This window comes from Mycobacterium sp. TH-M106 (genome assembly GCF_057473765.1).
Genome location: NZ_JBYCLE010000372.1, coordinates 1 through 26,886 on the forward strand (window position 1 = coordinate 1; position 26,886 = coordinate 26,886).

The 26,886-nt window shown below is 67.9% G+C and carries 24 protein-coding genes and 2 pseudogenes; 20 read left to right on the plus strand and 6 right to left on the minus strand.

Translation table 11 applies throughout. The features are described from left to right. Together AC2VOP_RS13120 and trmB are read right to left on the minus strand one after the other, a co-directional pair. A partial coding sequence (locus AC2VOP_RS13120; RefSeq protein ID WP_486961396.1) for an NYN domain-containing protein occupies positions 1-570 on the minus strand: 570 nt, incomplete at its 3' end. 47 nt (positions 571-617) lie between these two features. Then, positions 618-1,412, minus strand: a complete 795-nt coding sequence (gene trmB / locus AC2VOP_RS13125; protein ID WP_486961397.1) for a tRNA (guanosine(46)-N7)-methyltransferase TrmB — start codon at positions 1,410-1,412, stop codon at positions 618-620. Positions 1,413-1,571: 159 nt separating this feature from the next. On the opposite strand from trmB, the gene AC2VOP_RS13130 reads away from it, so the two are divergent. The 6 genes and pseudogenes from AC2VOP_RS13130 (at position 1,572) to AC2VOP_RS13155 (ending at position 9,789) form a co-directional block, all read left to right on the plus strand. Then, positions 1,572-2,564 carry a hypothetical protein gene (locus tag AC2VOP_RS13130; RefSeq protein WP_486961375.1) on the plus strand — a complete coding sequence of 331 codons (993 nt, stop codon included), beginning with the start codon at positions 1,572-1,574 and terminating at the stop codon, positions 2,562-2,564. Continuing rightward, positions 2,561-4,030, plus strand: a complete 1,470-nt coding sequence (locus AC2VOP_RS13135; RefSeq protein WP_486961376.1) for a hypothetical protein — start codon at positions 2,561-2,563, stop codon at positions 4,028-4,030. Before AC2VOP_RS13130 ends, AC2VOP_RS13135 begins: the two co-directional genes overlap by 4 nt. Before the next feature lie 129 nt (positions 4,031-4,159). Further along, complete coding sequence (locus AC2VOP_RS13140) at positions 4,160-5,983, plus strand: phosphoenolpyruvate carboxykinase (GTP) (protein ID WP_486961377.1); 1,824 nt, start codon at positions 4,160-4,162, stop codon at positions 5,981-5,983. 135 nt (positions 5,984-6,118) lie between these two features. After that, positions 6,119-7,645, plus strand: coding sequence for a fatty-acid--CoA ligase FadD4 (gene fadD4 / locus AC2VOP_RS13145; RefSeq protein ID WP_486961378.1), 1,527 nt, complete (start codon positions 6,119-6,121; stop codon positions 7,643-7,645). 65 nt (positions 7,646-7,710) lie between these two features. Then, on the plus strand, positions 7,711-8,532 hold the full coding sequence (locus AC2VOP_RS13150; protein ID WP_486961398.1) for an enoyl-CoA hydratase/isomerase family protein: 822 nt from the start codon (positions 7,711-7,713) through the stop codon (positions 8,530-8,532). Positions 8,533-8,995: 463 nt separating this feature from the next. After that, positions 8,996-9,789 (plus strand): annotated as a pseudogene (locus AC2VOP_RS13155) (Abi family protein). A gap of 427 nt (positions 9,790-10,216) precedes the next feature. Here the strand turns inward: AC2VOP_RS13155 and AC2VOP_RS13160 are convergent. Beyond that, positions 10,217-11,380: an acyl-CoA dehydrogenase family protein gene (locus AC2VOP_RS13160; RefSeq protein ID WP_486961379.1), complete on the minus strand. Its 1,164-nt coding sequence runs from the start codon at positions 11,378-11,380 to the stop codon at positions 10,217-10,219. 58 nt (positions 11,381-11,438) lie between these two features. Between AC2VOP_RS13160 and AC2VOP_RS13165 the strand changes: the two genes are divergently transcribed. Genes AC2VOP_RS13165 through AC2VOP_RS13175 form a run of 3 tightly spaced genes read left to right on the plus strand, consistent with a single transcriptional unit; the run spans position 11,439 to position 14,884 of the window. Continuing rightward, positions 11,439-12,419: a MaoC family dehydratase gene (locus tag AC2VOP_RS13165; RefSeq protein ID WP_486961380.1), complete on the plus strand. Its 981-nt coding sequence runs from the start codon at positions 11,439-11,441 to the stop codon at positions 12,417-12,419. A gap of 30 nt (positions 12,420-12,449) precedes the next feature. Continuing rightward, positions 12,450-13,595 (plus strand): CoA transferase, encoded by a 1,146-nt coding sequence (locus AC2VOP_RS13170; protein WP_486961381.1) that lies wholly within the window; start codon positions 12,450-12,452, stop codon positions 13,593-13,595. Further along, positions 13,589-14,884: an amidohydrolase family protein gene (locus AC2VOP_RS13175; RefSeq protein WP_486961382.1), complete on the plus strand. Its 1,296-nt coding sequence runs from the start codon at positions 13,589-13,591 to the stop codon at positions 14,882-14,884. Before AC2VOP_RS13170 ends, AC2VOP_RS13175 begins: the two co-directional genes overlap by 7 nt. On the opposite strand, the gene AC2VOP_RS13180 is transcribed toward AC2VOP_RS13175, so the two are convergent. After that, on the minus strand, positions 14,875-15,234 hold the full coding sequence (locus tag AC2VOP_RS13180) for a WXG100 family type VII secretion target (protein ID WP_486961383.1): 360 nt from the start codon (positions 15,232-15,234) through the stop codon (positions 14,875-14,877). The genes AC2VOP_RS13175 and AC2VOP_RS13180 overlap by 10 nt on opposite strands. Positions 15,235-15,327: 93 nt before the next feature. Here AC2VOP_RS13180 and AC2VOP_RS13185 point away from each other — a divergent pair, with 93 nt between their 5' ends. Genes AC2VOP_RS13185 through AC2VOP_RS13205 form a run of 5 tightly spaced genes read left to right on the plus strand, consistent with a single transcriptional unit; the run spans position 15,328 to position 20,944 of the window. After that, positions 15,328-16,095, plus strand: coding sequence for a crotonase/enoyl-CoA hydratase family protein (locus AC2VOP_RS13185; protein WP_486961384.1), 768 nt, complete (start codon positions 15,328-15,330; stop codon positions 16,093-16,095). A gap of 7 nt (positions 16,096-16,102) precedes the next feature. Next, entirely contained in the window at positions 16,103-17,257 is a 1,155-nt protein-coding gene (locus AC2VOP_RS13190; protein WP_486961385.1) for a phosphatase PAP2 family protein, read from the plus strand. Beyond that, positions 17,257-18,780: a class I adenylate-forming enzyme family protein gene (locus AC2VOP_RS13195; RefSeq protein WP_486961386.1), complete on the plus strand. Its 1,524-nt coding sequence runs from the start codon at positions 17,257-17,259 to the stop codon at positions 18,778-18,780. The genes AC2VOP_RS13190 and AC2VOP_RS13195 overlap by 1 nt, the downstream gene beginning before the upstream one ends. A gap of 21 nt (positions 18,781-18,801) precedes the next feature. Then, entirely contained in the window at positions 18,802-19,098 is a 297-nt protein-coding gene (locus tag AC2VOP_RS13200) for a hypothetical protein (protein ID WP_486961387.1), read from the plus strand. Positions 19,099-19,108: 10 nt separating this feature from the next. Continuing rightward, the gene (locus AC2VOP_RS13205) at positions 19,109-20,944 is read left to right on the plus strand and encodes an acyl-CoA dehydrogenase (protein WP_486961388.1); all 1,836 of its coding nucleotides are present in this window, start codon (positions 19,109-19,111) and stop codon (positions 20,942-20,944) included. A gap of 29 nt (positions 20,945-20,973) precedes the next feature. Here the strand turns inward: AC2VOP_RS13205 and AC2VOP_RS13210 are convergent, their stop codons facing one another. After that, positions 20,974-21,381 (minus strand): PIN domain-containing protein, encoded by a 408-nt coding sequence (locus AC2VOP_RS13210; RefSeq protein WP_486961389.1) that lies wholly within the window; start codon positions 21,379-21,381, stop codon positions 20,974-20,976. After that, complete coding sequence (locus AC2VOP_RS13215; RefSeq protein ID WP_486961390.1) at positions 21,378-21,638, minus strand: type II toxin-antitoxin system Phd/YefM family antitoxin; 261 nt, start codon at positions 21,636-21,638, stop codon at positions 21,378-21,380. The genes AC2VOP_RS13210 and AC2VOP_RS13215 overlap by 4 nt, the downstream gene beginning before the upstream one ends. Positions 21,639-21,692: 54 nt before the next feature. Between AC2VOP_RS13215 and AC2VOP_RS13220 the strand changes: the two genes are divergently transcribed. The 6 genes and pseudogenes from AC2VOP_RS13220 to AC2VOP_RS13245 all read left to right on the plus strand — a co-directional run bounded on the left by AC2VOP_RS13220 (position 21,693) and on the right by AC2VOP_RS13245 (position 26,708). After that, positions 21,693-22,814, plus strand: a complete 1,122-nt coding sequence (locus AC2VOP_RS13220) for a mandelate racemase/muconate lactonizing enzyme family protein (RefSeq protein WP_486961391.1) — start codon at positions 21,693-21,695, stop codon at positions 22,812-22,814. A gap of 42 nt (positions 22,815-22,856) precedes the next feature. Then, complete coding sequence (locus AC2VOP_RS13225; RefSeq protein WP_486961392.1) at positions 22,857-23,063, plus strand: ribbon-helix-helix protein, CopG family; 207 nt, start codon at positions 22,857-22,859, stop codon at positions 23,061-23,063. A 36-nt stretch (positions 23,064-23,099) separates the two neighbouring features. Beyond that, positions 23,100-23,654: pseudogene (locus AC2VOP_RS13230) on the plus strand (IS607 family transposase); the annotation flags it as partial. Between the two features lie 696 nt (positions 23,655-24,350). Continuing rightward, positions 24,351-25,583, plus strand: a complete 1,233-nt coding sequence (locus tag AC2VOP_RS13235) for a nuclease/transposase family protein (protein ID WP_486961393.1) — start codon at positions 24,351-24,353, stop codon at positions 25,581-25,583. A gap of 38 nt (positions 25,584-25,621) precedes the next feature. After that, on the plus strand, positions 25,622-25,798 hold the full coding sequence (locus tag AC2VOP_RS13240; protein ID WP_486961394.1) for a hypothetical protein: 177 nt from the start codon (positions 25,622-25,624) through the stop codon (positions 25,796-25,798). Positions 25,799-26,096: 298 nt separating this feature from the next. Continuing rightward, positions 26,097-26,708 carry a chymotrypsin family serine protease gene (locus tag AC2VOP_RS13245; RefSeq protein WP_486961395.1) on the plus strand — a complete coding sequence of 204 codons (612 nt, stop codon included), beginning with the start codon at positions 26,097-26,099 and terminating at the stop codon, positions 26,706-26,708. Positions 26,709-26,886: the final 178 nt, after the last annotated feature.

Consider the following 26,886-nt stretch of genomic DNA (forward strand, 5'->3'; position numbering starts at 1 on the left):
CGGCAGCCGTTCCCGGAACACGCCAGGGACGTCCTCCAGGTCGACGAACTCCAAGGTATCCGAGGCTAGCGCCCAACTGACGTGTTCGCGAAATCCCAGCACGGCAACGCCGATCCCGGTGCTGGACAGCTCCTCCAGAGGGGCACGGAAGGCCTGCCCGTCGGCCGAGGCCACCACCAGCGCCGCCAGCCCCTCCTCGCGCCGCAGGGCGATGTGATTGAGCATGTCGGCGTCGACGTCGCTGTCATCGTCGATCTTCGGCTTGGCGAATACCGCGAACCCGACATTGCGCAACGCTTCCACCCACGGTCGCACCAGATCGGCGTTGCCCGGGGCGATGTTGGTGAACACAGTGGCCTCGGGTTCGATGGAGATCTCCGGATGGCCGGCGAAGGTTGCCGCGACGTCGGCGGTGCGGCTGAGCAACCAGCGGCCCAGCGCGTCGAACCGGGGCCGTTCCACACCGGTGGGTCGGCGGCCGAGGATTGCACCCAGACCCATGTCGAGGTTCGGGGCGTCCCAGACCAGCAGCACACGCCGGACCGAGGGCACGGTGCTGGCCGGCGGCATCGCTTCGGCTTCGGCGCTGGTTTTCAGGTGGGTTTCCAGGTTCGAGGTCATGATCGGCATTTGGTCCAGAGCAACTCGGCGACGGCACTGCCTGCATCTTTGGCCTTCGTCTCGTACTTGGTGGTGGGACGGGCGACCGAGATGGGCAGGACCGGCATGCCCGGACCCGCCGCGACGCGACACAGCCGGGGCTCGGTGTCTGCGGCCGCGACGATCTGCTCGGCGTAGCCCCGATGGTCGGTGGCGACGTGCAGGACGCCGCCCGGTCGCAGCCGGTCGGCGATCAGCGCGAGCGTGGCCGGCCGGAGCAGTCGTCGTTTGTGGTGCCGTGCCTTCGGCCACGGATCGGGAAAGAAGATCCGCACCCCGGTCAACGAAGCCGGGGCGATCAGATGCTCCAGCACGTCGGCTGCTTCACCGTGGATCAGCCGGATGTTGCCCAACTGCTCTGGGTCTCGCTCGATCGCGCAGAGCAGTTGGCCCAAACCGCGCCGATACACCTCCACAGCGACCACATCGATACCCGGTTCGGCCCGGGCCATCGCCACCGTCGAGGTGCCGGCGCCGCTGCCGATCTCCAGCACCACCGGGGCGTCACGGCCGAACCAGCCGCGAGTGTCCAACGGCCGGACATTTCGGCCCGCCCGATCCGGCCGATCCGGTTGGCGGGCCTCGATGCCCAGGCGCGGCCAGAGCCGCTGCCAGGTCTGCTGCTGGGCGGCAGACAACGCCGAGTGCCGGGATCGGGAGCTGAAGTGGTGGGGGTGCTGAGCGCAAGTGGGTGGTGCGGCCACTCTGTCTTGGGCGTGGCCTTGGACATGCATCCGTCCATCGTGGCCTATCGGCGGCGACGTGCCCACGCTGTGGCTGACATTGTTATCCATTGATACCCAAAAGTTGCCTTCGACCGGTCAAGGATATTGGGTGGCTCGCGCCCGCCCGACACAGATGGCAGCATTCGATGGGATCCGGCCGTGCGGCCGGACCTGGGGAACACCATCGTGAGCGGAGAGAGACGCCAGATTTTCGCCGACGAGCTGGCACGATTCGGCGGCGAGATGCAGGACCCGCGGGTGACGAAGATCGTCGAGCGTGTCGCGGCCCCGCTGCGGGTCGCCGTGTGCGGGCGCCGTGGAACGGGCCGGCGCACCGTCGGGCGCGCGCTCGAGTGCGCCGGAATAGCGGTCACGTCACAGCAGGGGCCTGATGTCACTGTCTACGTTGTCGCCGAGGCGGCCAAACCGGAGGACACCGCCGCCGTCGCGAGCCTGCCCGAGCCGGTGCTGGTGGTGATGAACAAAGCAGATCTGACCGGTTGTGCAGAACTCGCCGACATCTCGGGGAGAATCGGCGCGCCGGTGCAGCCGATGGCCGGGTTGCTCGCGGTGGCCGCGCTGGACAACCGGCTGGACGACGCGCTGTGGGGGGCGCTGCAGATGCTTGCCGCCGAACCCGCGGACTTGCGCTGTGCGGACCGCTTCGTCACCGGCCCGCATCCGGTGCCGCGCCGGGTGCGGTCGCGGCTCCGCGACACGCTGGACCTGCCGGGGATCGCCGGTGCGGTGAGGCTCGTCCGCCGTGGCGGATCCGCCGGTCAGGTGTGTGCGTTGTTGCGCCGGATCAGCGGCATCGACGCGGTCACCGACCGGTTGAATGCGATCGGCGCGGCAGTGCGCTACCGCCGGTTGTCGGAAGCCGTGACGCAGCTGGAAGCACTGGCCGTCGACGATAGCGCCGACGACAACCGGATCGGTGAGTTCCTGTCAGCCGATAACACCGTGGCGGCGCGGATGGCGGCGGCCGTGGACGTTCTCGAGGCGGCCGGGCTGACGGTCGAACCGGCTGCGGTCGACGATCGCGCCGCGCAGCTGCGGCGGGCGCTGCGATGGCAGCGCTGCTCCCGCGGGCCGGTGACCGGCCTGCACCGCGCCTGCGGTCTGGACATCGTCAGGGGGTCGCTGCGGGCCTGGGCAGTGGCGGGGGCATCGGCGTGACCGCGCCGGCCTCCGACGACCCAGTCGGCCGGGTGGACGAACTGGTCGCTGCGATCGCACCCCGGGCGCGCCCGCCGGCGGTGACCCGCCGCGCGGCGGTGCTGGTGACCGGCCCGTGGCTGGCGGGGGTCAGCAGCGTCGCTGCGGCGCTGAACACCCGCCTACCCGGCTGCCCCTTCGTCGAGGCGGCCGACCTGGCGGCCGGCGAGGCACCGACTGCGGTGGTGTTCGTGGTGTCCGCGGCCGCGGCGCTGGCCGAATCCGACTGTGCGCTGCTCGACACGGCCGCCGCCGACACCGACGTGGTGATCGGCGCGGTGTCCAAGATCGACGTGCACCGCCAGTGGCGCCAGATGGTGGAGGTTGCCCGCGACACGTTGGCCGCGTACGCACCGCGCTACCGCGATGTTGTGTGGGTTGGGGTGGCGGGCGGGCCCAATCTGGGCGAACCCCGCATCGACGATCTGGTCGCCGAGGTGGAAAAACAGCTCGCTGATCCGAACCTGCAACGGCGAAACAGGCTGCGGGCGTGGGAGTCTCGATTGCGCACCGCCGTCGGTCGATACGACCGGGATGCCGACAGCGCGGGCCGGCGCGCACGGGTGGCACTGCTGCAGGACCAACGCGACGCCGTGGTGCGGGCACGGCGGCTGGCGAAGTCCGAGCGGACCATCGCGCTGCGCAGCCGGGTTGCCCAGGCGCGTGTGCAGCTGTCCTACTTCGCCCGCAACCGTTGCAACTCAGTCCGTGCGGAACTGGCCGAAGACGCCGCCGGCATGACCCGGCGCCGGTTGCCCGGGTTCGAAGCCTACGTGCGCAGCCGGGCTGACGAGGTCGTCGCCGGCGTGGACGAGGGAGTCTCGGTGCATCTGGCCGACGTCGCACACGAGCTGGGCCTGGCGCCGGAACCGGCACCACCGCAGGCGCGTCCGACGATTGACGTGCCGGCCCCGCCGCTGAAGTCCCGACGGCTGGAAACCCAGCTGATGATGTTGTTGGGCGCCGGCTTCGGGCTGGGCGTGGCGTTGACGCTGAGCAGGCTGTTCGCGCGTCTGGCCCCCAGCCTGACCGCAGTCGGTGCGGTGGCATGTGCCGCTGCCGGGCTGGCGGTCACCGTGTGGGTGGTGAGCCTTCGCGGTCTGCTGCACGACCGCGGGCTGCTGGACCGCTGGGTGACGGAAGTGATCGCAGCGCTGCGCTCCGCGGTTGAGGAGCTGGTCGCGCTGCGGGTGCTGGCTGCCGAGTCGGTGCTGTCGGCTGCGTTGGCGCAGCAGAATGAAGCCGAGAGCGCCCAGACAGCCAGCGAGGTGGCCGCTCTGGACACCGAGCTTCGCGAGCACGCCGTCGCCGCCGCACGGGCGGCAACCTTGCGCGACCGGGAGACGCCGGCGCTGCGGCGGGCGCTGGACGCAGTCCGGACGCAGCTGGGAAAACCAGCCGCCGATGACCGTCTGACCAGCGACTAGCCCGAGCTGACCGCTGCCCGCTTCGCCCGGACGCATCGTCTCCGCTAGCCTCTAAGGCAACGGTATGAAGATCAATCAGGTGGGCGGCAGATGCGCCCCACGATGAAATCTACACAGGAGCGTTCTCGAATGACGGCAGCGACTATTCCGGGTCTGGACACCGCGCCGACTAAGCACCGGGAGTTACTGGCCTGGGTAGCCGAGGTCGCCGAACTCACCCAACCGGATCGGGTGGAGTGGTCGGACGGCACCGAAGAGGAGTGGAACCGACTGACCGCCCAGCTGGTGGACGCCGGAAGCGCCGTCAAACTGGACGAGACCAAAAAACCCAACTCCTACCTCGCCCTCTCAGACCCCGCCGATGTGGCCCGCGTCGAGTCGCGGACGTTCATCTGCAGCCGCACCGCCGACGGCGCCGGGCCCACCAACCACTGGATGGACCCCGACGAGATGCGGGCCACCATGACCGAGCTGTACCGGGGTTGCATGCGCGGCCGCACCATGTACGTCATCCCGTTCTGCATGGGCCCGCTCGGCGACGAGCACCCCAAGCTCGGCATCGAGATCACCGACTCGCCGTACGTGGTCGCGTCGATGCGGATCATGACCCGGATGGGTACCGCCGCCTTGGAGAAACTCGGTGACGACCGGCCCTTCGTCAAGGGCCTGCACTCGGTGGGCGCCCCGCTGGCGGCCGGGGCGCAAGACGTGCCGTGGCCGTGCAACGAGACCAAGTACATCACCCACTTCCCGGAGACCCGGGAGATCTGGAGCTACGGATCGGGCTACGGCGGCAACGCGCTGCTGGGCAAGAAGTGCTACGCGCTGCGGATCGCCTCGGCGATGGCCCACGACGAGGGCTGGCTGGCCGAGCACATGCTGATCCTCAAGCTGATCTCGCCGCAGAACAAGGCGTACTACATCGCCGCGGCGTTCCCGTCGTCGTGCGGCAAAACCAACCTGGCGATGATTCAGCCCACAATCCCGGGCTGGCGGGCCGAAACCCTCGGCGACGACATTGCCTGGATGCGGTTCGGCAAGGACGGGCGTCTGTATGCGGTCAATCCGGAGGCCGGCTTCTTCGGGGTGGCGCCGGGCACCAGCCACAGCTCCAACCCGAACGCGATGAAGACGCTGGAGGCCGGCAACACCATCTACACCAACGTCGCGCGCACCGACTACGGTGACGTGTGGTGGGAGGGTATCGACGGGGACACCCCCGATCACTTGATCGACTGGGAGGGCAACGACTGGTACTTCCGAGAAACTGAAACCCTTGCCGCGCACCCGAACTCACGGTACTGCACGCCTATGTCGCAGTGCCCGATCCTGGCCCCGGAGTGGGACGACCCCGCCGGTGTGCCGATCTCGGCGATCCTGTTCGGTGGGCGCCGCAAGACCACCGTCCCGTTGGTGACGCAGGCCCGCGACTGGCAACACGGCGTATTCCTGGGGGCCACCCTGGGCAGTGAGCAGACCGCCGCCGCTGAAGGAAAAGTGGGCAAGGTCCGCAGAGACCCGATGGCGATGCTGCCGTTCATCGGCTACAACGCCGGCGACTACCTGCAGCACTGGATCGACATCGGCAAGAACGCCGACGAGTCCAAGCTGCCGAAGGTGTTCTTCGTCAACTGGTTCCGCCGCGGCGACGACGGCCGGTTCCTGTGGCCGGGCTTCGGCGAGAACAGCCGGGTGCTGAAGTGGATCATCGAGCGGGTGGAAGGGCAAGCCGGCGGCCGATCGACTCCGATCGGCATCGTGCCGGTGGCCGAGGATCTCGACGTCACCGGGCTCGACGTCGACCCCGCCGATCTGGCCGAAGCGCTGGCGGTGGATGCCGACGAGTGGCGCGCCGAGCTGCCGCTCATCGAGGAGTGGCTGGACTTCCTCGGCGAGAAGCTACCTACCGGCCTTCGCGACGAGCTCGACGCCCTGCGGAACCGCCTGGGCTAAGACCCTTCGGCGCGAGCAGGGCCACCCCCTACTCGCGAGGGAGCGTGTTCCCGGTCAACACGCCGGGTGGCATGCCGGGTTTGCGCACCGTCGGTGTGTGTGCGACCTGAACAGCGGGCGTCGTAGAGTCGTCGGATGCAGATCCGCGAGCACACTTCTGGCCATGGAGGCACCGGCAAGCCCGCAGTCATCTTGTACCCCTCGGGCACCGTCGTCACCTTCGACGAGCTGGAGTCCCGGGCCAATCGGCTGGCGCACTTCTTCCGGGACGCCGGATTGGTCGAGGGTGACACCGTCGCGATCCTCATGGAGAACAACGAGCACATCCACCCGGTGATGTGGGCGGCCCGTCGCAGCGGGCTGTACTACGTGCCGATCAACACCCATCTGACCGCCGCCGAGGCCGCCTACATCGTCGACAACAGCAGCGCCAAGGCGATTGTCGGCTCCGCGGCGCTGCGAAAGACCTGCGAGGGCCTGGCCGAGTACCTTCCCGATGGGCTGCCCGGTGTACTGCTGATCGCCGACGACGACGTGGACGGTTGGCTGCGCTACCCGCAATGTGTTGCCGATCAACCAGATACACCGCTGGACGACGAACTCGAGGGCGACCTGCTGCAGTACACATCAGGCACCACCGGCCGGCCGAAAGGCATCCGGCGCGAACTGCCGCATGTCCCGCCAGCTGAAGCACCCGGCATGATGTCGATGCTGGTGTCGGTGTGGATGACACCCGAATCGGTCTACTTGAGCCCGGCACCGCTTTATCACACCGCCCCGTCGGTCTGGTCGATGACCGTTCAAGCGGCGGGCCTGACGACGGTGGTGATGGAGAAGTTCGACCCCGAGGGTTGCCTCGACGCGATCCAGCGCTACCGGGTCACCCACGCCCAATTTGTCCCAGCCCATTTCACGCGTATGTTGAAACTTCCCGAGTCTGTGCGTCATTCGTATGATGTGTCGTCACTGCAGCGAGTGATGCACGCTGCAGCGCCCTGTCCGGTGCAGATCAAACAGCAGATGATCGATTGGTGGGGGCCGATTGTCGACGAGTACTACGCGGCCTCGGAGGCGCACGGTGCGACCCTGATCAGTGCCGAGGAGTGGCTGGCTCACCCCGGCTCGGTCGGGAAGCCGATGATGTGCGATGTCCACATCCTCGACGGCGACGGCAACGAGCTACCGGCCGGACAGCCCGGTGAAATCTACTTCGGGGGCGGCACTGCGTTCGAGTACCTCAACGATCCGGAGAAGACCGCCAGCTCGCGCGAGCAACACGGCTGGACGACGGTTGGTGATGTCGGATACTTAGACGAGCAGGGCTACCTGTACCTCACCGACCGGCGCCATCACATGATCATCTCCGGTGGAGTCAACATCTATCCGCAGGAAGCCGAGAACCTGTTGGTCACTCATCCGAAGGTGATGGACGCGGCGGTGTTCGGCATCCCCGACGACGAGATGGGCCAGAGTGTCAAGGCGGTGGTTCAGACCGTCGACACCGCCGACGCCACCGACGAGTTCGCCGAGGAGCTCTCGAGCTGGCTGCGGGAACGCCTGGCGCACTATAAATGTCCTCGGTCGATCTCGTTCGAGGCCCGGTTGCCGCGCACCGACACCGGCAAGCTGTTCAAGCATGAGCTGGTCGAGAAGTATTCGTGACATTCGTCGAGTTGCCAGCGGGGATCGTCGTCGGCGTCGACCCCGGATGCCTCGACGAGCGGTCAATGTTCACGCTGACGGAGAGTCCGTGCGACGACCGGCGCGTGGTGACCGTAGGGTCGGTGGACGATACGTTGGCGGAACTCGAGACCCGGACGGGCCGCTGGCCGCAAGCCAGCGCGGTCTGCAACGACGTCCTGCGATCGATCGACCCGGACGGCCCGACGTTGGCCGGTGTGGTCACCGAGTCGCTGGCCTACTCCACCTTGCAGTCCGGACCGGAGTTCGCTCGCTGGCTTGCCGAACGCGGCCCGGCCCGCATGCCGGAACTCCCCCACCCGATCCTGGTCGAGCGTGACGGTAACGCGCTGCGGATCAGATTCAACCGGCCGCAGCGGCACAACGCCTTCAGCAGCGACATGCGTGGCGCACTGCTGGAGGCGCTCGACGTCGCGCGGTGGGATCCTTCGATCGGCGAAGTGGTGCTGAGCGGCAACGGGCCGTCGTTCTGCAGCGGCGGTGACCTCGCCGAGTTCGGCACCTTCCCCGACCCGGCCAGCGCGCACCTGGCCCGCACCCGGCACAGTCCGGCATTGGTGCTCGACGCGCTGACCGCCCGGTTGGGGCCGGCCTGCCGTGCCGAGGTCCACGGCCACGTGCTGGGCAGCGGATTGGAGATGGCGGCGTTCTGCGGACGGGTGGTGGCTCGGCAAGACGCCGTGCTGGGGTTGCCCGAGCTGAGTCTGGGGCTTATCCCCGGCGCGGGTGGCACCGTCAGTATCACTCGCCGGATCGGCCGTTGTCGCACAGCGTATTTGGTGCTGTCAGGCCGGACCGTCGATCCAGCGACCGCGCTGGGGTGGGGCCTGGTGGACGCCGTCGGTTAGCAACACCCTTGACGCGCGACTCGACATTTGCGCCTGACCACCCGCCATTCGAGCACGGCTCTACCGGCGCCTCGGTTGGTGGGAGGTCGCGAGCGACTGAGGCCGCCAGACCACGGGGGGCGTGGGGCCGGTTCTGGGGTGTCTACGGAATCAAGAAGGCCGCCGCCGTCCATCCCACATACCTCTGTCGGCATGCGTAACCTGGGTCGCCGTCGGCTAGTTCACCATTGGCGCGACAGCGGGGTAGCCGCCGGGGCCTACTAACACCAACAGGTCTCGTGACTTGGGTACAGGCGCGATGTCTCAGCTGTGGGGTATAGTGAAAGCAATCGTTCGGCCCGCATCGAGACCCTGTCTCGGGAGTGGGCCGGATTTCTTTCGCTATCGTTCGTCCATGCCGGTCCCGCCGATCAAGCCCTGGCTATCGATCCCAGGCCAGATCGCCAAGTTGAGGCTCCGAGGCATGCACATCCCTGATGATGCGTCGGCAGCTCATTGGCTGTCAGCGGTCGGCTACTACCGGTTGAGCGGGTACTGGTATCCCTTCCGGGAGTTCGACATCGCTGATCAGTCCCGCCGGCTCAGCACCTTCGTGGACGGCACGACGTTCACAGAAGTCGTCGGACTCTACGAGTTCCAATGGCGCACACCGATCCCCAGCACTTTCGGCCGCCTTTCGATCACGCCACTTGGCACCGAACCGCACAACGGCGCGTTGACCGCGCCCGCGGACGCGACGAGTTCGTCGACCACCACGACGCGGTCTACGGTGGGCAGCTGCCGATCTGGGTGCTGACGGACGTGTTGGACTTCTCCGACCTCTCGAAGCTCTACGCGGGCCTGAAATCCGTCGATCAGAAAGCCATCGCCGATTGGTTCGGAGTGAGTCCGCACCCGTCGGCACCTAAAAGTCAGCGGCGACGCTGGCGCGACAACCACCCGCTGGTGAACTGGCTGGAGCACATGTCCATCGTCCGCAACATCTGTGCTCATCACGGTCGACTGTGGAATCGCCGCCTCACCCCGATCGGGACATCCTCGCGTGTGCGCCACCTGACCGCTTTCGACGCACTCCCGGTCGACCAAGTGCAGATCGAGCGCGTGTACGGGACGATTTGCGTCATCACCGTATTGCTGGAAGCGGTCTCACCGGGGAGCCACTGGCGCACACGCATGGATGAATTGGTGAACAGTTCGTTCGCCACTTTCCAGCTGCGTAAGCCCAGCGAAATGGAATACCCGACACCCGGCCCTTGACCCTGGCCGCCGCGAGCGGTGCAGACGCAACTCAAGCGGCATGCCACCCGAACAGCGCGTGATAGAGCACTGCGCGCTCAGGCGGAGGCGGCTCCATCTCGCCCGGCTGCGCCTGGACACATCCGAGAAGCGGGCTCGGGGCTGACGCACGATCAGCTTGGTGAATGCCTCCACGAGCGCAAGGCCGGCATCCATGAGCGTGAACCCCGCGGTCGCGAGGTCCGCGACCACCGCCGGTGTTCCGAACACCTCGGCGGGATCAGCGCGCCACACCGCGAGCGCGTCATAGTGGTCCTGCGTCATCCGGTCGTCGGCGCCAGGCAGAAGTTCGGGCATAGCGTCCAGGTTCAAGGCAATGTCACCGAGACCACCGCCATTGGCGGCCATTAGCACCCTCAACACAATTACCGCACCGGGAATCGAGGCTCTAATCGATCCCCCCACGGGCAACCAACTGGGCGGCGATCACGTTGCGCTGGATCTCGTTGGTGCCCTCGCCGACGATCATCAGCGGCGCGTCGCGGAGATAGCGTTCCACGTCGTACTCGGTGGAATACCCGTAGCCCCCGTGGATCCGCACGGCGTTGAGCGCGATCTCCATGGCCGCCTCGGAGGCGAACAGCTTCGCCATGCCGGCCTCCATGTCGCAGCGCTCACCGCTGTCGTAGCGCTCAGCGGCGTAGCGGGTCAGCTGGCGGGCGGCGGTCAGCTTGGTGGCCATGTCGGCCAAGTAGTTGCCGATGCTCTGGTGTTTCCAGATCGGCCGGCCGAAGCTCTCCCGCTGCCGGGCGTAGGCCAACGCGTCCTCCAGCGCCGCGGTGGCGACCCCGAGTGCCCGGGCGGCCACTTGGATCCGACCGGTCTCCAGGCCGGTCATCATCTGTGCGAACCCCTTGCCGGGCACTGCGCCCAACACCGCCGCCGCCGGCACGCGGCAATCGGCGAACGACAATTCGCAGCTCTCCACACCCTTGTAGCCGAGTTTGGGCAGATCGCGCGAGACCGTCAGCCCCGAGCTGGGATTGTCCACCAGCAGCACCGAAATTCCGTGGTGCCGCGGCTTCGCGTGCGGGTCGGTCTTGCACAGCAGCGCGATCAGCCCGGAGTGCCGAGCGTTGGAGATCCAGGTCTTGGATCCGTTGACGGCCAACGTGTCTGGATCGTGCGGCAGGGCGGTGGTGGTGATGTTCTGCAGATCGCTGCCGCCGGACGGCTCGGTCAGCGCCATGGTGGCCCGCAACGCACCGGTCGCCATCGGCGGCAGATAGCGCCGCCGCTGCTGCTCGGTGCCGAACCGGGTGAGCAGCTGGGCGACGACGGTGTGCCCGCCCATCGCTCCGGCCAGGCTCATCCAGCCCCGCGCCAGTTCCTGGGTGACCAGCACGTAGCACGGCATCGACACCGGCGTACCGCCGTATTCCCCCGCGATGGCCAAGCCGAAGATGCCGATCCGCTTCATCTGCTCGATCCACGCCTCGGGGTAGGCGTTGGCATGTTCCACCTCGCGGACGGCCGGCTTGACCTCCTTGTCGACGAAGGCGCGGACGGTGTCGATGAGCATCGCCTCGTCGTCGTCGAGTGCGGTGTACATTGATCGCCCTCCGCATATGTCAGGATTCCTACCGACATCCTGACGCACGGGAGGCGCGATGGGCGGCGGGCCCTACTTCGACGAGCTGTATCTCGGCCAGGTGTTCGACGCCGCGCCGTCGATGACCCTGACACCCGGGGTGGCCGCGGCGCACCAGGCGATCCTCGGCGACCGGATGCGGCTGCCGCTAGACGGCGAGCTGACCCGGGCCGTCACCGGCTCGACGACACCGCTGGCCCACCCGGGTCTGGTGTGCGACGTCGCGATCGGCCAGTCGACGCTGGTGACTCACCACGTCAAGGCCAACCTGTTCTATCGCGGCCTGGTCTTCCACCGTTTCCCGGCTATCGGCGACACCTTGTCTACCCGCACAGAAGTCGTCGGACTGAAGCAGAATTCTCACCGGCCCGGCCGAGCGCCGACCGGGTTGGCGGCGTTGCGGGTGATAACGGTCGACCACATCGACCGGCTGATTCTCGACTTCCACCGCTGCGCGATGCTGCCGCTGCGCTGTGATGCCGCCGACACCGGCCACCACGACGACCTCTCCGGCATCGGTGCCGACGCGGCCACGTCGTCACAGGTGACCGCCGACTGGGACGGCGAGGCGTTCCGCAGGAGGGTGCCCGGACCCCACTTCGACCGCACCATCGCCGGTACGGTGTTACACAGCAGCGCCGACGTGGTCAGTAGCGCACCGGAGCTGGCCAGACTCACTCTCAACATCGCTGCGGTGCACCATGATTCACGATCGGGTGGACGCCGGCTGGTCTACGGTGGGCACACCATCGGGCTGGCGCTCGCGCAAGCCACCAGGCTGCTGCCCAACCTGGCGACGGTGTTGAGCTGGCAGTCCTGCGATCACACCGGGCCGGTGCACGAGGGCGACACGCTCTACAGCGAGGTGCAGGTGGAATCCGCCGAGCCGACCGCCGCCGGGGGTGTGTTGGGGTTGCGCTCGCTGGTGTACGCGGTCGGTGACTCGGGTGAACCCGACCGGCAGGTGCTGGACTGGCGGTTCACCGCACTGCAGTTCTGAGCTGTCCGGTGACGCGAGGACAATGGACCGGTGGTCTCGCTGGGCATCCCCGCCGCGGTGCTGACCTACGCCCAGCGGGTGGCCGACGCTATTGCGCGCCGGGTCGCCGAGCTGGGCGGGCGACCGGCGCGCGTCGACGCCGGTGAGATTCTCACCGGGCGGGCGGTGTTACGCGGATCGGCGCCGGCGGGGCGGATCTCAGCCGGGGGCGCCACCCGGCTGATGGCCGCCGCCGACGGCTGGTGGGCGTTGACCCTGTCCCGCGCCGACGACGTCGACGCCGTGCCGGCACTGCTGGAACTACCCGGGGTGGGCGCCGATCCGTGGGCCGCACTGACGCGGGCGTCGGCCAGTAAGACCGCGGCGGCGCTGGTGGCCCGCGCCCGGCTGCTGGGCATGCCCACGGCGCTGCTGGGCGAGTGTGCACCGGCTGAGCCAAAGATCGCCGCGTACAACGAAACCGCTCCCGCCACGCTCCCCGGATTGCTGGTGGCCGACCTGTCGTCGATGTGGGCGGGTCCGCTCTGCGGGCGGCTGCTGGCCGCCGCGGGCGCGACCGTGGTCAAGGTGGAGACCCCGGACCGCCCGGACGGCGGCAGGGTTGGCACGCGACCAGGCCACCGGGGCTTCTTCGACTGGATGAACAGCGGGAAACTCTCCTATGTCGTCGGCCTCGATGCGCCCGAGCTGGCCGACCTGCTGTCGGTGGCCGAGGTGGTCATCGAGGGATCGCGTCCGGCCGGGCTGGCCCGCCGCGGCTTGGCTGCCGATCAGGTGCCGGCCCGGCCGGGCCGGGTGTGGGTGCGCATCACCGGCTACGGCGCCGAGCACCCCGACCGAGTCGCTTTCGGCGACGACGCGGCAGTAGCGGGGGGGCTGGTCGCCGCCCGGCCCGACGGCCCGGCGTTCTGCGGCGACGCGATCGCCGACCCGCTGGCCGGGCTGCGCGCGGCCCAAGACGTCCTGGACAGCCTGGCCCGCGGCGGCGGCGACGTCATCGACGTGTCGATGGCGGGGGTCGCAGCCAGCTATGGCGCCTTAGCCGCGCTACCCGCCGATGCGGAAGATAGCGTGGCGCCCCTCCTGCCGGTCTTACCGGCGGAACCCGCGCACCCGGCGGGCGCCGACAACACCACCGTGCGCGCTCTGGTCGCCGGTCGCCGCGTCCGATGTTGATCCGGCGGGCAACGCTGTTGGACGGGCGGGTCGCCGACATCCGGGTGGCCGAGCGGATACTGGACGTCGCCGAGGCGCTGGACCCGGGGCCGGACGAAGACGTGTTGGACGCCGGCTTGGGCGCCGTGCTGCCCGGCCTGCACGATCACCATCTCCACCTGCGGGCAGCAGCGGCCGCGCTCGCCTCGTTGCCGGTCGGTCCGCCTGCGGTGCGCACCAAAGACCAGCTGGCACAAGCATTGTCGAGCAGCGAGCCGGGAGTAGACGGATGGATTCGGGCGGTTGGCTACCACGAGTCGGTCGCCGGTGAGCTAGACCGCACCGTGCTGGACGCGCTGCGGCCCGAGACTCCGCTACGGGTCCAGCATCGCAGCGGCGTGCTGTGGATCCTCAACTCCGCCGGGCTGGCGCGGGTCGGGTTGGGCGATCACCCCGACGGGCGGCTGCGCAGCAGCTTGGGCTGGTCGGACGCCGTGCCACGTCGCGGCGCCGACCTGGGGAAGCTGAGCCGCCGACTCACCGGCTTCGGCGTTACCGGCGTCACCGACGCCACACCGGATCTCGACGCCGACGACGTCGGCTCGCTCACGGCGGCTCACCGTCGCGGCGAATTCCGGCCCCGGCCACATTTTTTGGCGCCGGGCAAAAAGATCCTGCACGACGACCGTCTCGACCTGCAGGCGTTGACCGACTGGGTCGTTGAGCTGCACCGCGCCGACCACCCGGTCGCGATCCATTGCGTCACCGCGGCCCAGCTTGTGGTGGCGGTTGCCGCGTTGCGCGCCGCCGGCCCCGGTCCGCGCGACCGCATCGAACATGCCGCGATGGTGCCCGACGACATGATCGCCGAGCTCGCGGACCTTGGTGTCACCGTCGTCACCCAGCCCAATTTCGTGGCCGAACGCGGTGATGCGTACCGGCGTGACGTCGCCGCCGACGAACAACCACAGCTGTGGCGGGTCGCTGCACTGATCGACGCCGGCATCGGCGTGGCCGGCAGCACCGACGCGCCGTTCGGCGCCTTGGATCCGTGGGCGGCGATGCGCGCTGCGGTGCACCGCGTCACCGAGAGCGGTGCGGTGCTCGGAGCCGGCGAACGCATCCCGCCGGGCACAGCTTTGCGGCTGTTTCTCTCGCGCCCCTGTGATCCGGTACGGATGCGCAGCGTGGCACCCGGGCAGCCCAGTGATCTGTGCATGCTGGCGATCCCGCCGCGCGACGCCTTAGCCGAACTGGCTTCAGACATGGTCGTCGCCACCGTCATCGGCGGCGCGCTCGCCTACCCGTGATCCGGGCTCGGCGCCGGAAACGACCCCGAAACGACGTGGTGCAGCGCTGCCGCACGGTCTGCCTCGGTGGCCGCATACGTGATGGCTGCACTGTTGAGCCCGTGCGCGTGCTCAGCCACCTGGCTCAACAACACCTTCGACGTCGCCAACCACGCTTCCCACCGGGCGGCCAGCGCCGTCGCCGAGCTGCCGACCCAGCCGATGTGGGCGGCTTCGATCCGGTTGTCCGACGACAGGTGTGCGGCGGCCAGGTCGGCCCCCTCGTCGGCAACCTGCGCCGCGGAACCGAGCAGGTCCTGCACGTCGACCCTGAAGACGGCACTGCCGTCACCAGCTGCAGAACATGACACGCTATCTGCCTAACAACATCGGAAAACCGCCGCAAGTCACCCGGCCATGCCACCCGCAGGGAGGCTCCCCGCGGGCGTGGATACTGTGGCACCGTGAGCGAAGAAACCGAAGTCCTGGTCGAACAACGCGACCGGATTCTGATCATCACGATCAACCGACCCGACGCCAAGAATGCGATCAATGCCAAAGTCAGCCAGGGGCTGGCCGACGCGATGGACCGCCTCGACGGCGACCCCGGCCTGTCGGTGGCGATCCTGACCGGCGCCGGCGGCTCGTTCTGTGCGGGCATGGACCTCAAGGCGTTCGCCCGCGGCGAGAACGTCGTCGTCAAGGGCCGCGGTCTGGGGTTCACCGAACGGCCACCGGAGAAACCGCTGATCGCCGCGGTCGAAGGATACGCGCTGGCCGGCGGGACCGAATTGGCGCTGGCTACCGATCTGATCGTGGCGGCCGAGGACTCGGCGTTCGGCATCCCCGAGGTCAAGCGCGGCCTGGTCGCCGGCGGCGGCGGACTGCTGCGACTGCCCCAGCGCATCCCGTATGCGATCGCCATGGAATTGGCGCTGACCGGCGACAACCTGCCCGCCCAGCGGGCGCACGCCCTGGGTCTGGTCAACGTGCTGGCCCAACCGGGGACGACGCTGGACGCGGCGATCACGCTGGCCGAGAAGATCACCGCCAACGGCCCGCTGGCGGTGGCCGCCACCAAGCGGATCATCGTCGAGTCGCGCGGCTGGCGCCCCGAGGACATGTTCGCCGAGCAACTGAAGATCTTGATGCCGGTGTTTGCCTCCCACGACGCCAAGGAGGGCGCGATCGCTTTCGCCGAGAAACGCCCGCCGCGTTGGACCGGCAGCTGAGGAGGCGGTGTCGACGATCGACCATCTGCCCGGTGCTGGCATCGCCGTTCCTGGCGGCGACGTGGCCCGCCCGGCGGTCACCGTGGCCGGATCGCGGGCGTGGCGGCTGCGGGTCGTCCGGCGGGCGGCGATCACCGCGTGGCTGGGCATGGTGGTGTTTCGCACCTGGACGAAGGGGTTTGCCTTCAACCGGGAGCTGTTGCTGCTCTACATCTGCACCGGACTGATCGCGGCCAGCATCGGCCGGCGGCGGATGCTGCAGGTGATCATCGACTGGCTGCCGTTCGCGCTGGTGCTGACGGTCTACGACCTCAGCCGGGGCGCGGCGACGATGCTGGGGGCGCCGACCCTTTGGCGACCGCAGATCGATGCCGACCGTTGGCTGTTTTTCGGCGTGGAGCCGACGGTTTGGCTACAAGAACACCTCAAACTGCCCCGAGCCCCGTGGTGGGAAACGGTCATGAGCACCACGTATATGTCGTTTTTCATCCTGCCCTACGTCGTCGCCGGGGCGTTGTGGCTCAGCGATCGGGACCACTGGAAGGCGTTCGTGCGCCGCTTCGTCGCGCTGCAGTTCGCCGCGTTGATCGTCTACGTCCTGATGCCCGCGGCACCGCCCTGGGCGGCCGCCCGCTGCACAGCCGGTGAGGTCGCCGGCGGTCCGTCCAACCCGCCGTGCATGTTCCACTCATCCGCCGGGGTTCCGAACGGCGGATTGCTGGGGGCCATGTCAACCAGCCGGCCCGGTGCTCACCAGTGGGTGGAGCGGATCTCTACCCGCGGGTGGGGCACCCTGCACCTGAACTCGGCCCGCTCGCTGATCGACGAGGGACAGGCCAGCGTTAACCTGGTGGCCGCCATTCCGTCGCTGCATGCGGCGTTGACCGCGATGGTCGCGATCTTCCTGTGGCGCAGGCTCGGTGCCGTGTGGCGGCCGGTACTGGTCGGCTACCCCTTGATCATGGCGTTCCTGCTGGTGTACACCGCCGAGCACTACGTCATCGACATCCTGCTGGGCTGGGTGTTTACCGCGGTCGTGCTGCTGGCGGTGGGCCGGCTCGAAGCACGCCGGGCAACCTCGGTTCCCCGGTGGTCGGCCAGGGCGGCACCAGCCAGGCCTGTGGTGCCGGCCGACGCCGCGGTGGCCGGGCTGGTGGCGTGATGAGCCTTTCGCTGCTCCTCGAGATGGCGGTGTCGCACGACCCCGACCGGTTGGCGGTGGTCTCGGGTGACCTGCGCCTGACGACCCGGCAGCTCAGCGATCTCGCCGCGGGCGGTGCGAACGTCATCACGGAATCGACCGCCGAGCACGTGATCTACCTCGGCACCGGCGGCGTGATGCTGCCGGTGCTGATCTTCGCTTCGGCGCGGGCCGGGTCTGCCTTCACCCCGGTCAACTATCGGCTCTCCGCCGAGGCCATCCGGGCACTGATCAAGCGGCTACCCGACCCGCTGGTGGTCGTCGACACCCGCTACCGGGAGATGCTCGCCGACACTGGCCTGAAGGTGGTGACGTCGCAGGAGTTCGCCGTCGCCGCCCGCCGCGCCGGCCCCGCCGAGCAGGCACCGGTATCTCCGGACCCCGACGCGGCGGCGGTCGTGCTGTTCACCTCGGGCACCACAGCGGCCCCCAAGGCCGTCGAACTTACCCACAACAACCTGACCAGCTACATCACCGGCACCGTCGAATTCGCCTCGGCGCAACCGGGCGACGCAGCGCTGATCTGCGTACCGCCCTATCACATCGCCGGAGTCAGCGCGGCACTGTCGAACCTGTATGCCGGACGCGAGATGGTGTACTTGCCTAACTTCGACGCCGAGCAGTGGGTGCGGCTGGTCGACGACGAACACATCACGACGGCGACCGTGGTGCCCACGATGCTGGACCGCATCGTCACTGTGCTCGAGCGAGATGAGCACAGTGAGCACAGTGAGCAGCACCGGCTGCCGTCGCTACGCAACCTTGCCTACGGCGGCTCGAAAGTCCCGTTGCCGCTGGTGCGCAAGGCGCTGGAGCTGCTGCCGCACGTCGGCTTCGTCAACGCCTACGGGCTGACCGAGACCAGCTCGACGATCGCGGTGCTGACCCCGGATGACCACCGGCAGGCCCAACACGCGGCCGACCCGGCGATCGCCCGGCGGTTGGGATCGGTGGGCCGACCGGTGCCCGGCGTCGAAGTGCAGATCCGCGGCGACGACGGTGCCCTGCTTCCGCCCGGCGCGACCGGGGAGTTGTTCGTCCGCGGCGAGCAGGTTTCCGGGCGCTACACCGGGACCGGTTCGGCACTCGACGCGGACGGCTGGTTCGCGACCCGTGACCTGGCCACCCTCGATGAAGGCGGCTACCTGTATCTGGGTGGGCGCAGCGACGACACCATCATCCGGGGTGGGGAGAACATCGCGCCGGCCGAGCTGGAGGACGTGTTGATCGAGCACCCCGCTGTCCGCGACGTCGCTGTGGTCGGCGTCGACGATGCACACTGGGGCCAGGCGCTCGTCGCGGTCGTGGTGCCGGCGGCCGGCGCCGAACCGGACCCGGAAGAACTGCGCGACTACGTCCGCACGAGGTTACGAGCGTCGCGCACCCCGGACCGGGTAGTGTTTCGTCATGAGCTGCCCACTAGCGAGACCGGCAAGGTGCTGCGCCGTCGGCTCGTCGAAAGCCTCACCCCGACAAAGCAGTAACTGGCCTGGTGAAGGACGATCATGATCAAGAACGGCACCCGTCTACAAAGTCAGGTGTGCGATACCCAGGTCATCGTCGTGCGGGCCGCCGACAGCCTCGATGACCTGCGCTGCGGCGGCGTCGTCATGGTGGCGATGGACGCCGCGCGTACCGGTGAACTCGACCCGGCGTTCGCCGGAGGCACCGTGATGGGCAAACGCTACGTCGACGACGCCGGCGGCGAGGTGCTGGTCACCAAGGCCGGTGCGGGCACGCTGACCGTCGGCGAGACCCCGCTGCGCCTCAAGGAGGCAAAACCGCTGCCGGCCAGCGACTGACACCGACCCCATGGGCCACTACAAGAGCAATCTGCGCGATCTGGAGTTCAACCTGTTCGAGGCGTTGGACCTGGAGCAGTCCTTGGCCGGCGGCGCCTTCGGCGACCTGGACGGCGACTCGGTGCGCCAGATGCTGGCCGAGGCGGCGCGGCTGGCCCAGGGACCGGTAGCCGAGTCGTTCGCCCACGGGGACCGCAACCCGCCGGTGTTCGATCCGGATGCGCATACGGTGAGCCTGCCGGGGCCCTTCAAGGAGTCGGTGCGGGCCTGGCAGCAGGGTGAGTGGTTTCGCGTCGGGTTGGACGAGCAGGTCGGCGGTGTGCCCGCACCGTCCATGGTCTCCTGGGCGATCAACGAGTTGGTGCTCGGCGCCAACCCGTCGGTGTTCATGTACCTGGCCGGCCCGGTCTTCGCGAACATCCTCTACCACCTCGGCAACGAACAGCAGCGGCACTGGGCGAGTATGGCGATCGAGCGAAACTGGGGCGCCACCATGGTGCTCACCGAACCGGACGCGGGCTCCGATGTCGGCGCCGGGCGGACCAGGGCGATCGAGGCGGGCGACGGCAGTTGGCACATCGACGGCGTGAAGCGGTTCATCACCAGCGGCGACAGTGACGACCTGTTCGAGAACATCATGCACCTGGTGCTGGCCCGACCCGAAGGCGCCGGACCGGGGACCAAGGGGCTCAGCCTGTTTCTGGTGCCAAAGTATCTGCCCGATCCGCAGACCGGCGAGCCGGGGGAGCGCAACGGCGTCTTCGTCACCGGGCTGGAGCACAAGATGGGGCTCAAGGTCTCGACGACCACCGAACTGACTTTCGGCCAGCATGGGACACCGGCCGTGGGATGGCTGGTCGGCGACAACCGCAACGGCATCGCGCAGATGTTCAAGGTCATCGAATACGCGCGAATGTTTGTGGGCACCAAGGCAATCGCCACCTTGTCGACCGGATACCTCAACGCACTGGATTACGCCAAGACCCGGGTGCAGGGCGCTGACATGACCCGGATGACCGACAAGACCGCGCCGCGGGTCACCATCATCGCGCACCCGGATGTGCGCCGTGCGTTGATGATGCAGAAGGTCTATGCCGAGGGGCTGCGCGCGCTGTACCTGTACACCGCCGCCCACCAGAACCCGGAGGTTGCGGCGTGCGTGTCCGGCGCCGACGCCGAATTGGCCGAGCGGGTCAACGACCTGTTGTTGCCGATCGTGAAGGGGGTCGGCTCGGAGCGGGCGTATCAATACCTGACCGAGTCGCTGCAGACCTTCGGCGGCTCTGGATTTCTGCAGGATTATCCCATCGAGCAGTACATCCGCGACGCCAAGATCGACAGCCTCTACGAGGGCACCACCGCGATCCAGGCTCAGGACTTCTTCTTCCGCAAGATCGCCCGCGACCGTGGCGTGGCGCTGCAGCACCTGGTCGCTCAAGTCGAGAAATATCTGGGTAGCGACGACGCCCACCCGGAACTGGCCGATTCCCGTGCGGCGCTGGCCACCGCCCTCGACGATGCCCGGGCGATGGTCACCACCATGACCGGATATCTGCTCTCCTCCCAGGAGGATCCGCGCGAACTGTACCGGGTGGGCCTGCCGTCGGTGCCCTTCCTGCTGGCCGTCGGAGACCTGCTCATCGGCTGGCTGCTGCTACGACAGGCGGAGATCGCACTGAGCGCACTGGGGCGAACCCCTGCCGACGCCGACCGCGACTTTTATCGCGGAAAGATTGCCACAGCAAGGTTTTTCGCCCGCAATGTGCTGCCTAGGCTCAGTGCCGAGCGTCGGATCGTGGACAGCGTCGATATTTCGGTGATGGAACTTCGCGAAGACGCGTTCTGAGCTGATCTGAGCTGTCCCGGCAGCCGTGGTCACACCCGGATGACGGTGAGGCCCGCTGCCCCGTCGAGCGGACCGAAGTTGTCGTCCTGGGTGACGATCGGCAGCGACCGTGATGCCGCGATCGCCGCGATCCACAGGGCGTTGATGCGGACCCGCCGGCCGGCTTCGGCTAAGTGGATGCGCAGTCTGGCCCACATGGTGGCCGCTTCTTGGTCGACGGGTAGCACCTCCATATCGGCTATGGCATCCAAAGTGGCGAGGCGTTGGGCGCGGATGTCGGAGGTGTTGGCAGCCAGCACGCCGATATTGAGTTCGGCAACGGTGATGACGGTGGTGGCCACCTCGGCTGGGATCGCCGACTCATCGAGGTGCCGGCCGGTTTCACTGGCGATGAACACCGACGTGTCGAGCAGGCCGGTCGCCGGTGCAGCGCTCACCGAATCGGCTCGAGGTCTTCGGTGGTGTCGCCGGCCAGTGTCGCCAGGTCATCGCGAAGCCCGGGATCGGCTTGAGCGCGCCGTAATCGCCTCAGCAACTCTGCTTTGGTCAGCCATCGACGGCGCTGCGGGTGAACCGCGGTCAATATCGCGACCGGGCGTCCCCGGACAGTGATGGTGATGTCCTCGCCGGCTGCCGCGCGGCGCAACACCCCGGCGGTGTCGTTGCGAAGATCACGCGATGCAACATCAGACATTCTACGATCGTAGCAGTCATGTAGCGTTTCGGGCGTCGCTATGCTCAGCTGTACATGCCCGTCACCGCCGCCCCCATCGCCAAGGTCGAGGCCGTTCCACTGCGCATCCCGCTGAAGGCGGACGCCACACCCGGGGCGTCGCTGTGGGGTGACAAGCTGTCCGTCGCAGAGTCGCTGCTGGTCAAGGTGACAACGCGCGACGGAGTGGAGGGCTGGGGGGAGGCCTTCGGCTTTCGCGCCGTCGCTTCGGCCAAACTCGCCGTCGACGAATTGGTCGCGCCGCTCTGCATCGGCCAGGACGCCACCCGCATCCGGCCCCTGATGCTGGCGATCCAGAAGAAGCTGCACGTCTTCGGGCGCGGCGGCGCCCTGACCTACGCGCTCTCGGCGGTGGACATCGCCTTGTGGGATATCGCCGGCAAGCTCGCCGGCGCTTCGGTGTCTCAACTTCTCGGCGGCGGAGTCACCGCTATGCCCTGCTACGCGAGCCTGGCCTGCTATCACGACCCGCCGCTGGTGCGCGCTGCGGTCCGGCGGATGGTCGATGCCGGATTTCGGGTGCTCAAGCTGCATGAGGCAGACGTGGCGGCGATCCAGGCGGTGCGCGAGGAGGCCGGCCCCGACGTTGAGTTGATCGTCGACGCAGGCTGCCGGTGGACCCTGGCCGAAGCGCATGCCGTGGCACCGGAACTGGAGGCCGTGCGCCTTAAATTCCTCGAGGAGCCGCTCTGGCCGCCGGAGAATTTCGACGGACTGGCGGAACTGCGCAGAACCACCGGTCTCCCGATCGCGGCCGGTGAGAACGTTTCCACGCTGCTGGAATTCGAGCGCATGCTGGACGCTCGGGCGGTGGACTTCGTTCAGCCGAGCCCCGCCAAGATGGGCGGTATCACCGAGTTGTGCAAGATTTTTCCGCTCGCGGCGGCGCACAACATCCCGGTGATGACGCATTCCTTCTACGACGGGCCGGGTTTGCTCGCGGCGATCCACACGACGGCTGCACTGGGCAGCGCCGACGCCATGATCGAGTGGCGCTGGTTCGACGTGGAAGCGCAAGTTTACGCAGACGCCCTCACCCCGGCGGACGGCCGGATTTCGGTCCCGCACCGGCCGGGCCTGGGAATCGACCCCGATCCCGACGTCATCAGCGCCTACCGGTACGAAGACGCGCGTTGACGGCACCATACGTGGACGACGTGCAACACGGTATACGTGTCTGTGAATGTTTCTGTCCGCCTCGATGATCGGCTCGTCGAGCGGCTGCGGCTACGTGCCCGCGCGGCGGGTGAGAGCCTGTCTGACCTTCTCCGTCGCTACGCCGAAGAAGGCGCTCGCAGGGACGAACATCCGCTGATCACGTTCCGTGACGGCCCCACCGGTCGACGTGCTGGGGTTGTGAACAGTTGGCGGAATACTGAGCGGTAGTGAGCGTATGAACGTTCTAGTGAGTGTGCTGGTGGGGTGAATCTGACGGAGTGGGCGCGGTCGCAGGGGGTGCATCCGCAGACGGCGTACCGCTGGTTTCGGGAGGGTCGGGAGGAGATGTTGCCGGTTCCGGCGGTGCGGGTGAACGAGCGCACTGTGCTGGTTTCGCCGGATGTGTCTGCGGTGCCGGCGCTGACCGCGTTCGGGTTGTATGCGCGGGTCTCCTCGCATGATCAGAAGGCTGATCTGGATCGTCAGGTTGCTCGGCTGACCGGCTGGGCCGCGGAGGCGGGCGGGACAGTGGTGCGGGTGGAGGCTGAAGTCGGGTCCGGGATGAACGGGTCACGGGCGAAGGTGCGCCGGCTGCTGGCTGATCCGAAGGTGACCACCGTGGTGGTGGAGCATCGAGACCGGTTGGGGCGGGTGAACACTGAGCTGGTTGAGGCCGCGTTGTCGGCGCATGGCCGCCGGTTGGTGGTGCTGGATGCTGGTGAGGTGACCGATGATCTGGTGCGCGACATGGTGGAGGTGCTCACAAGTTTCTGCGCGCGGCTCTACGGCCGGCGCAGCGCCCGAAACAGAGCGTCAAGGCGGTCGGGTGCGCGCAGCGTGACATCGGCCCGGCCGCGGTTGTCGGTGGCCGATGCAATGATCGCGGCCATGGGTAAGGCCGCGGAGAAGATCGAGCGTGTCAGGTTGTCCACGCTCAAACAGCGGAGTGTGACCGGCCGGGTCGGCGTGACCGGAGCCCGCTGGCTCATCGGTGAGCGGGTGCTCGACGCTATTGCCGGCCAGTACCGGTGTCTGGCAGCACAGTGCGCCCGCCAACAGGCATACCGCTGATGGCCCTGCGCGTGATTGCTGATCCGTTTGTCGCCGCTGCGCCGTCTGGTGCGCGGGTGCGGACCCGGTTGCGCGTCAACGACACTGATGCGGCGGTGCTCACCGAAGTTGGTGGTTTCCTGGGCTCGCTTGCCGGTCGTGACCTGGCCGCGCGGTGCCGGGAGGGCCGGTTGGATGCCAAAGGTGAAGCGCGGTCGCGTCAGAAGCGGAAGAAGGCGTTGACGAGCGAGTCGTCGTCGCGGTCGGCGGGGGCGATCACCCGCACCAGCGAGGACCAGTTCCGGTTGGCAGAACAGAACCTGTGGGCGCAACGCGCCAGCCTCGCCGCGCGGATACGAACCATCACGGCCCGTTTGGCTGCCCCGGTCGGCGGTCGGGCCGGCACCGGTAAGAAGGCGGTGCGCGGGTATGCCAGCAAGTCGCAGCGGCACGAAAACAATCCGGTTGCAAACGCTGACCACGCGTGCCGATGCGGTCGACGCCGACCTGATGGCCGGGACGGTTCATGTGGTGCGGGGCAAGAAAGCGTTGCTGCACAAACGCAATAACCTCGAATCCACGGGCCTCAGCCCGCAGCAGTGGCGCCAACAGTGGGCGGCGGCGCGGTTGTTTTTGACTGCTGACGGGGAGAAAGACAAAGCGTGGGGCAACGAAACAATCCGCTGGAATCCCGAGGAGCGGTGGCTGGAACTGAAACTCCCCACGCCGCTGACACATTTGGCGAACCGTCCCCACGGCCGGTACCGGCTCTCGTGTCCAGTCGAGTTCACCTACCGCGGTGAAGAGGTCGCCACACAAGCCGCTACCGGGGCGATCCGCTACGACATCAGCTGCGACCCCGACGAACCCGAATCGGGGCGCTGGTATGTGGATGCCTCCTGGAGGACCGTGCCGTCGCCTGCACGGTCGCTCGACGAGTTGCGTCAACACCCGGTCGTGGCGGTCGATGTCAACGACGGGCACCTGGCCGTCACCAGCGTCTGCCCGGACGGCAACATCCTCGGTACCGCCCGCACCCTCGACCTCGACCTGGCAGGACAATCGGCCACGACTCGTGACGGGCGGCTGCGGGCTGCGATCACCAACATCCTCACCCAAGCCAAGACTGTCGGCGCCAAAGCGATCGTGATCGAGGACCTCGACTTCGCCGACGCCCGAACACAGGGCCGCGAGAAGACCGGCAACCGGCCCAGCCGAGGACGAAAGGGCCGCCGATTCCGCCGGCAGATCGCCGGGATGCCTACCGCCAAATTCCGGGACCGGCTGACCCAGATGGCGGCCTCAAACACCGGGCTGGCGATCATCGTCGTCGACCCCGCCTACACGTCGAAATGGGCAGCACACTGGCTGGCCCCGATGAAAACCCATCATCCCCAGGCTTCCGGGCACCACGCAGCCGCGTTGGTGATCGGCAGACGCGGACTCGGTCACCGGGCCCGGCGTCGCGTGAACACGAACCCGCCCGCCCCAGCGGAGGCGACCCGGGTCAACAACCGCGACACCAGGACAACCCCGGCAACCCAGCGAGCACCCAGGAAACCCGCCACCCCACGAGGCAACCGGCAGCCGGCAGGCACCAAGACCAGACGTACTCACAGGACCACGGCGAGAATCCAGGCGACCCACGACCGTTCGGGGCCGCCCACCGGACGAAACTCAGTATCGCTCAGTGTCTAGGAACGGTAATCGGCGGGCCCGATGTCTGGGAGATCGCCATGTGGCTCGATGACCTCGGGCCGGTCCGGGATCCGGCGGCCGAACTTGCCGCTGATGGGGTGATCTCCCGTGCGTACATCGACGCCGCGCTGGCCTACCGGGTCGTCTATCCGGAAGAAATCCAGGCTCGCATCGATCTGCATCGCAGCGAAACAGCCGCCGGCGACGCGCGGTGAAGATCCTTCATCGCGCTGTCGTCCCGGTTCTCCCGACGGCCGTTCGGAATCGCTCCCCTGGTGGGCGCGGTCAAAGCGGTCGGCGACGAGGAACTTGAGCACAGCATGGTCTACCTCACGCGTGCCGTACCGGACGAATGATCGACGCGAACACGCGGCGAGCCCCCGCGACCCCGGACGGATTTTTTTGCGATCCGTGGCCCGGCTGCCGACCCGGACGAGTCGGCGCCTTCGGCGGTTAGCCATCATTGCTTCAGGAGGTTTGCGGGTGGCTTTCTGGCGGACTATCAGATTCGGCGTGCTCAGTTTCATCGTGGCCGCCACCCTGGGTGCGTTTCCGGTTGCCGCGTGGGCGAACCCGATGCCGGGAATGGAGGTTCTCGACGAAACCAGCAGCTGTACTGCCGGCTTCGCCGCTGAGGGTGGTGGCGGCACCTATTATCTGCTGACCAGTGGGCACTGTGACTCCGGCGACGGCTCGGTGTGGGTGGACGGCAACGACAATCGGCTCGGCAGGATCCTCAGTAGCGAGGACAACGGTGGTGACCGCGACACGGCCGCCATCTTGCTGTCCCCGGCCGTTGGTATACCCAGCGGGGACGTCGCCGGACGCCGGGTTCGCGGCGTGCTGCACCCCGACCAGATCGTTGTCGGGATGACGCTGTGCAAGCTGGGTGCCCAGACCGGTGAGACCTGCGGTGACGTCACCGCCGTCGACGGCAATGTGGTCGAGGCGAACGTGTTCAGCATCGAAGGCGACAGCGGCAGCCCGGGCTTCGTCGTCAACCCGGACGGCAGCGCCAGCGCCGTCGGCATCCTGTCGGGCGGCCCCGACGGCGACGAATCGAAGAGCTATTTCGTCCTCGTCGGCCCAGTGCTGTCGCAGTGGGGCCTGCGCCTGCTGCCCTGACCGACCTCCGCCCTCGCAGCTAAGGTCTGAAGCCCGGAGTCGGCTAACAATGATATAGCACAATCTGTGCTACCGTTGGGTCGTGGAAGTGGAAGCGATAGGAATCCGAGAATTGCGCCAGCACGCGTCGCGATATCTCGCGCGGGTGGAAGCCGGCGAGGAACTCGCCGTCACCAAC

Excerpts from the sequence above, each read along its gene's own strand:
- AC2VOP_RS13195 (WP_486961386.1), top strand. The coding sequence starts at position 17,257 with ATGAGCCTTTCGCTGCTCCTCGAGATGGCGGTGTCGCACGACCCCGAC.
- AC2VOP_RS13215 (WP_486961390.1), bottom strand. The coding sequence starts at position 21,638 with ATGTCTGATGTTGCATCGCGTGATCTTCGCAACGACACCGCCGGGGTG.
- AC2VOP_RS13175 (WP_486961382.1), top strand. The coding sequence starts at position 13,589 with ATGTTGATCCGGCGGGCAACGCTGTTGGACGGGCGGGTCGCCGACATC.
- AC2VOP_RS13200 (WP_486961387.1), top strand. The coding sequence starts at position 18,802 with ATGATCAAGAACGGCACCCGTCTACAAAGTCAGGTGTGCGATACCCAG.
- fadD4 (WP_486961378.1), top strand. The coding sequence starts at position 6,119 with ATGCAGATCCGCGAGCACACTTCTGGCCATGGAGGCACCGGCAAGCCC.
- AC2VOP_RS13160 (WP_486961379.1), bottom strand. The coding sequence starts at position 11,380 with ATGTACACCGCACTCGACGACGACGAGGCGATGCTCATCGACACCGTC.
- AC2VOP_RS13220 (WP_486961391.1), top strand. The coding sequence starts at position 21,693 with ATGCCCGTCACCGCCGCCCCCATCGCCAAGGTCGAGGCCGTTCCACTG.
- AC2VOP_RS13150 (WP_486961398.1), top strand. The coding sequence starts at position 7,711 with ATGTTCACGCTGACGGAGAGTCCGTGCGACGACCGGCGCGTGGTGACC.
- AC2VOP_RS13205 (WP_486961388.1), top strand. The coding sequence starts at position 19,109 with ATGGGCCACTACAAGAGCAATCTGCGCGATCTGGAGTTCAACCTGTTC.
- AC2VOP_RS13165 (WP_486961380.1), top strand. The coding sequence starts at position 11,439 with ATGGGCGGCGGGCCCTACTTCGACGAGCTGTATCTCGGCCAGGTGTTC.
- AC2VOP_RS13140 (WP_486961377.1), top strand. The coding sequence starts at position 4,160 with ATGACGGCAGCGACTATTCCGGGTCTGGACACCGCGCCGACTAAGCAC.
- AC2VOP_RS13240 (WP_486961394.1), top strand. The coding sequence starts at position 25,622 with ATGTGGCTCGATGACCTCGGGCCGGTCCGGGATCCGGCGGCCGAACTT.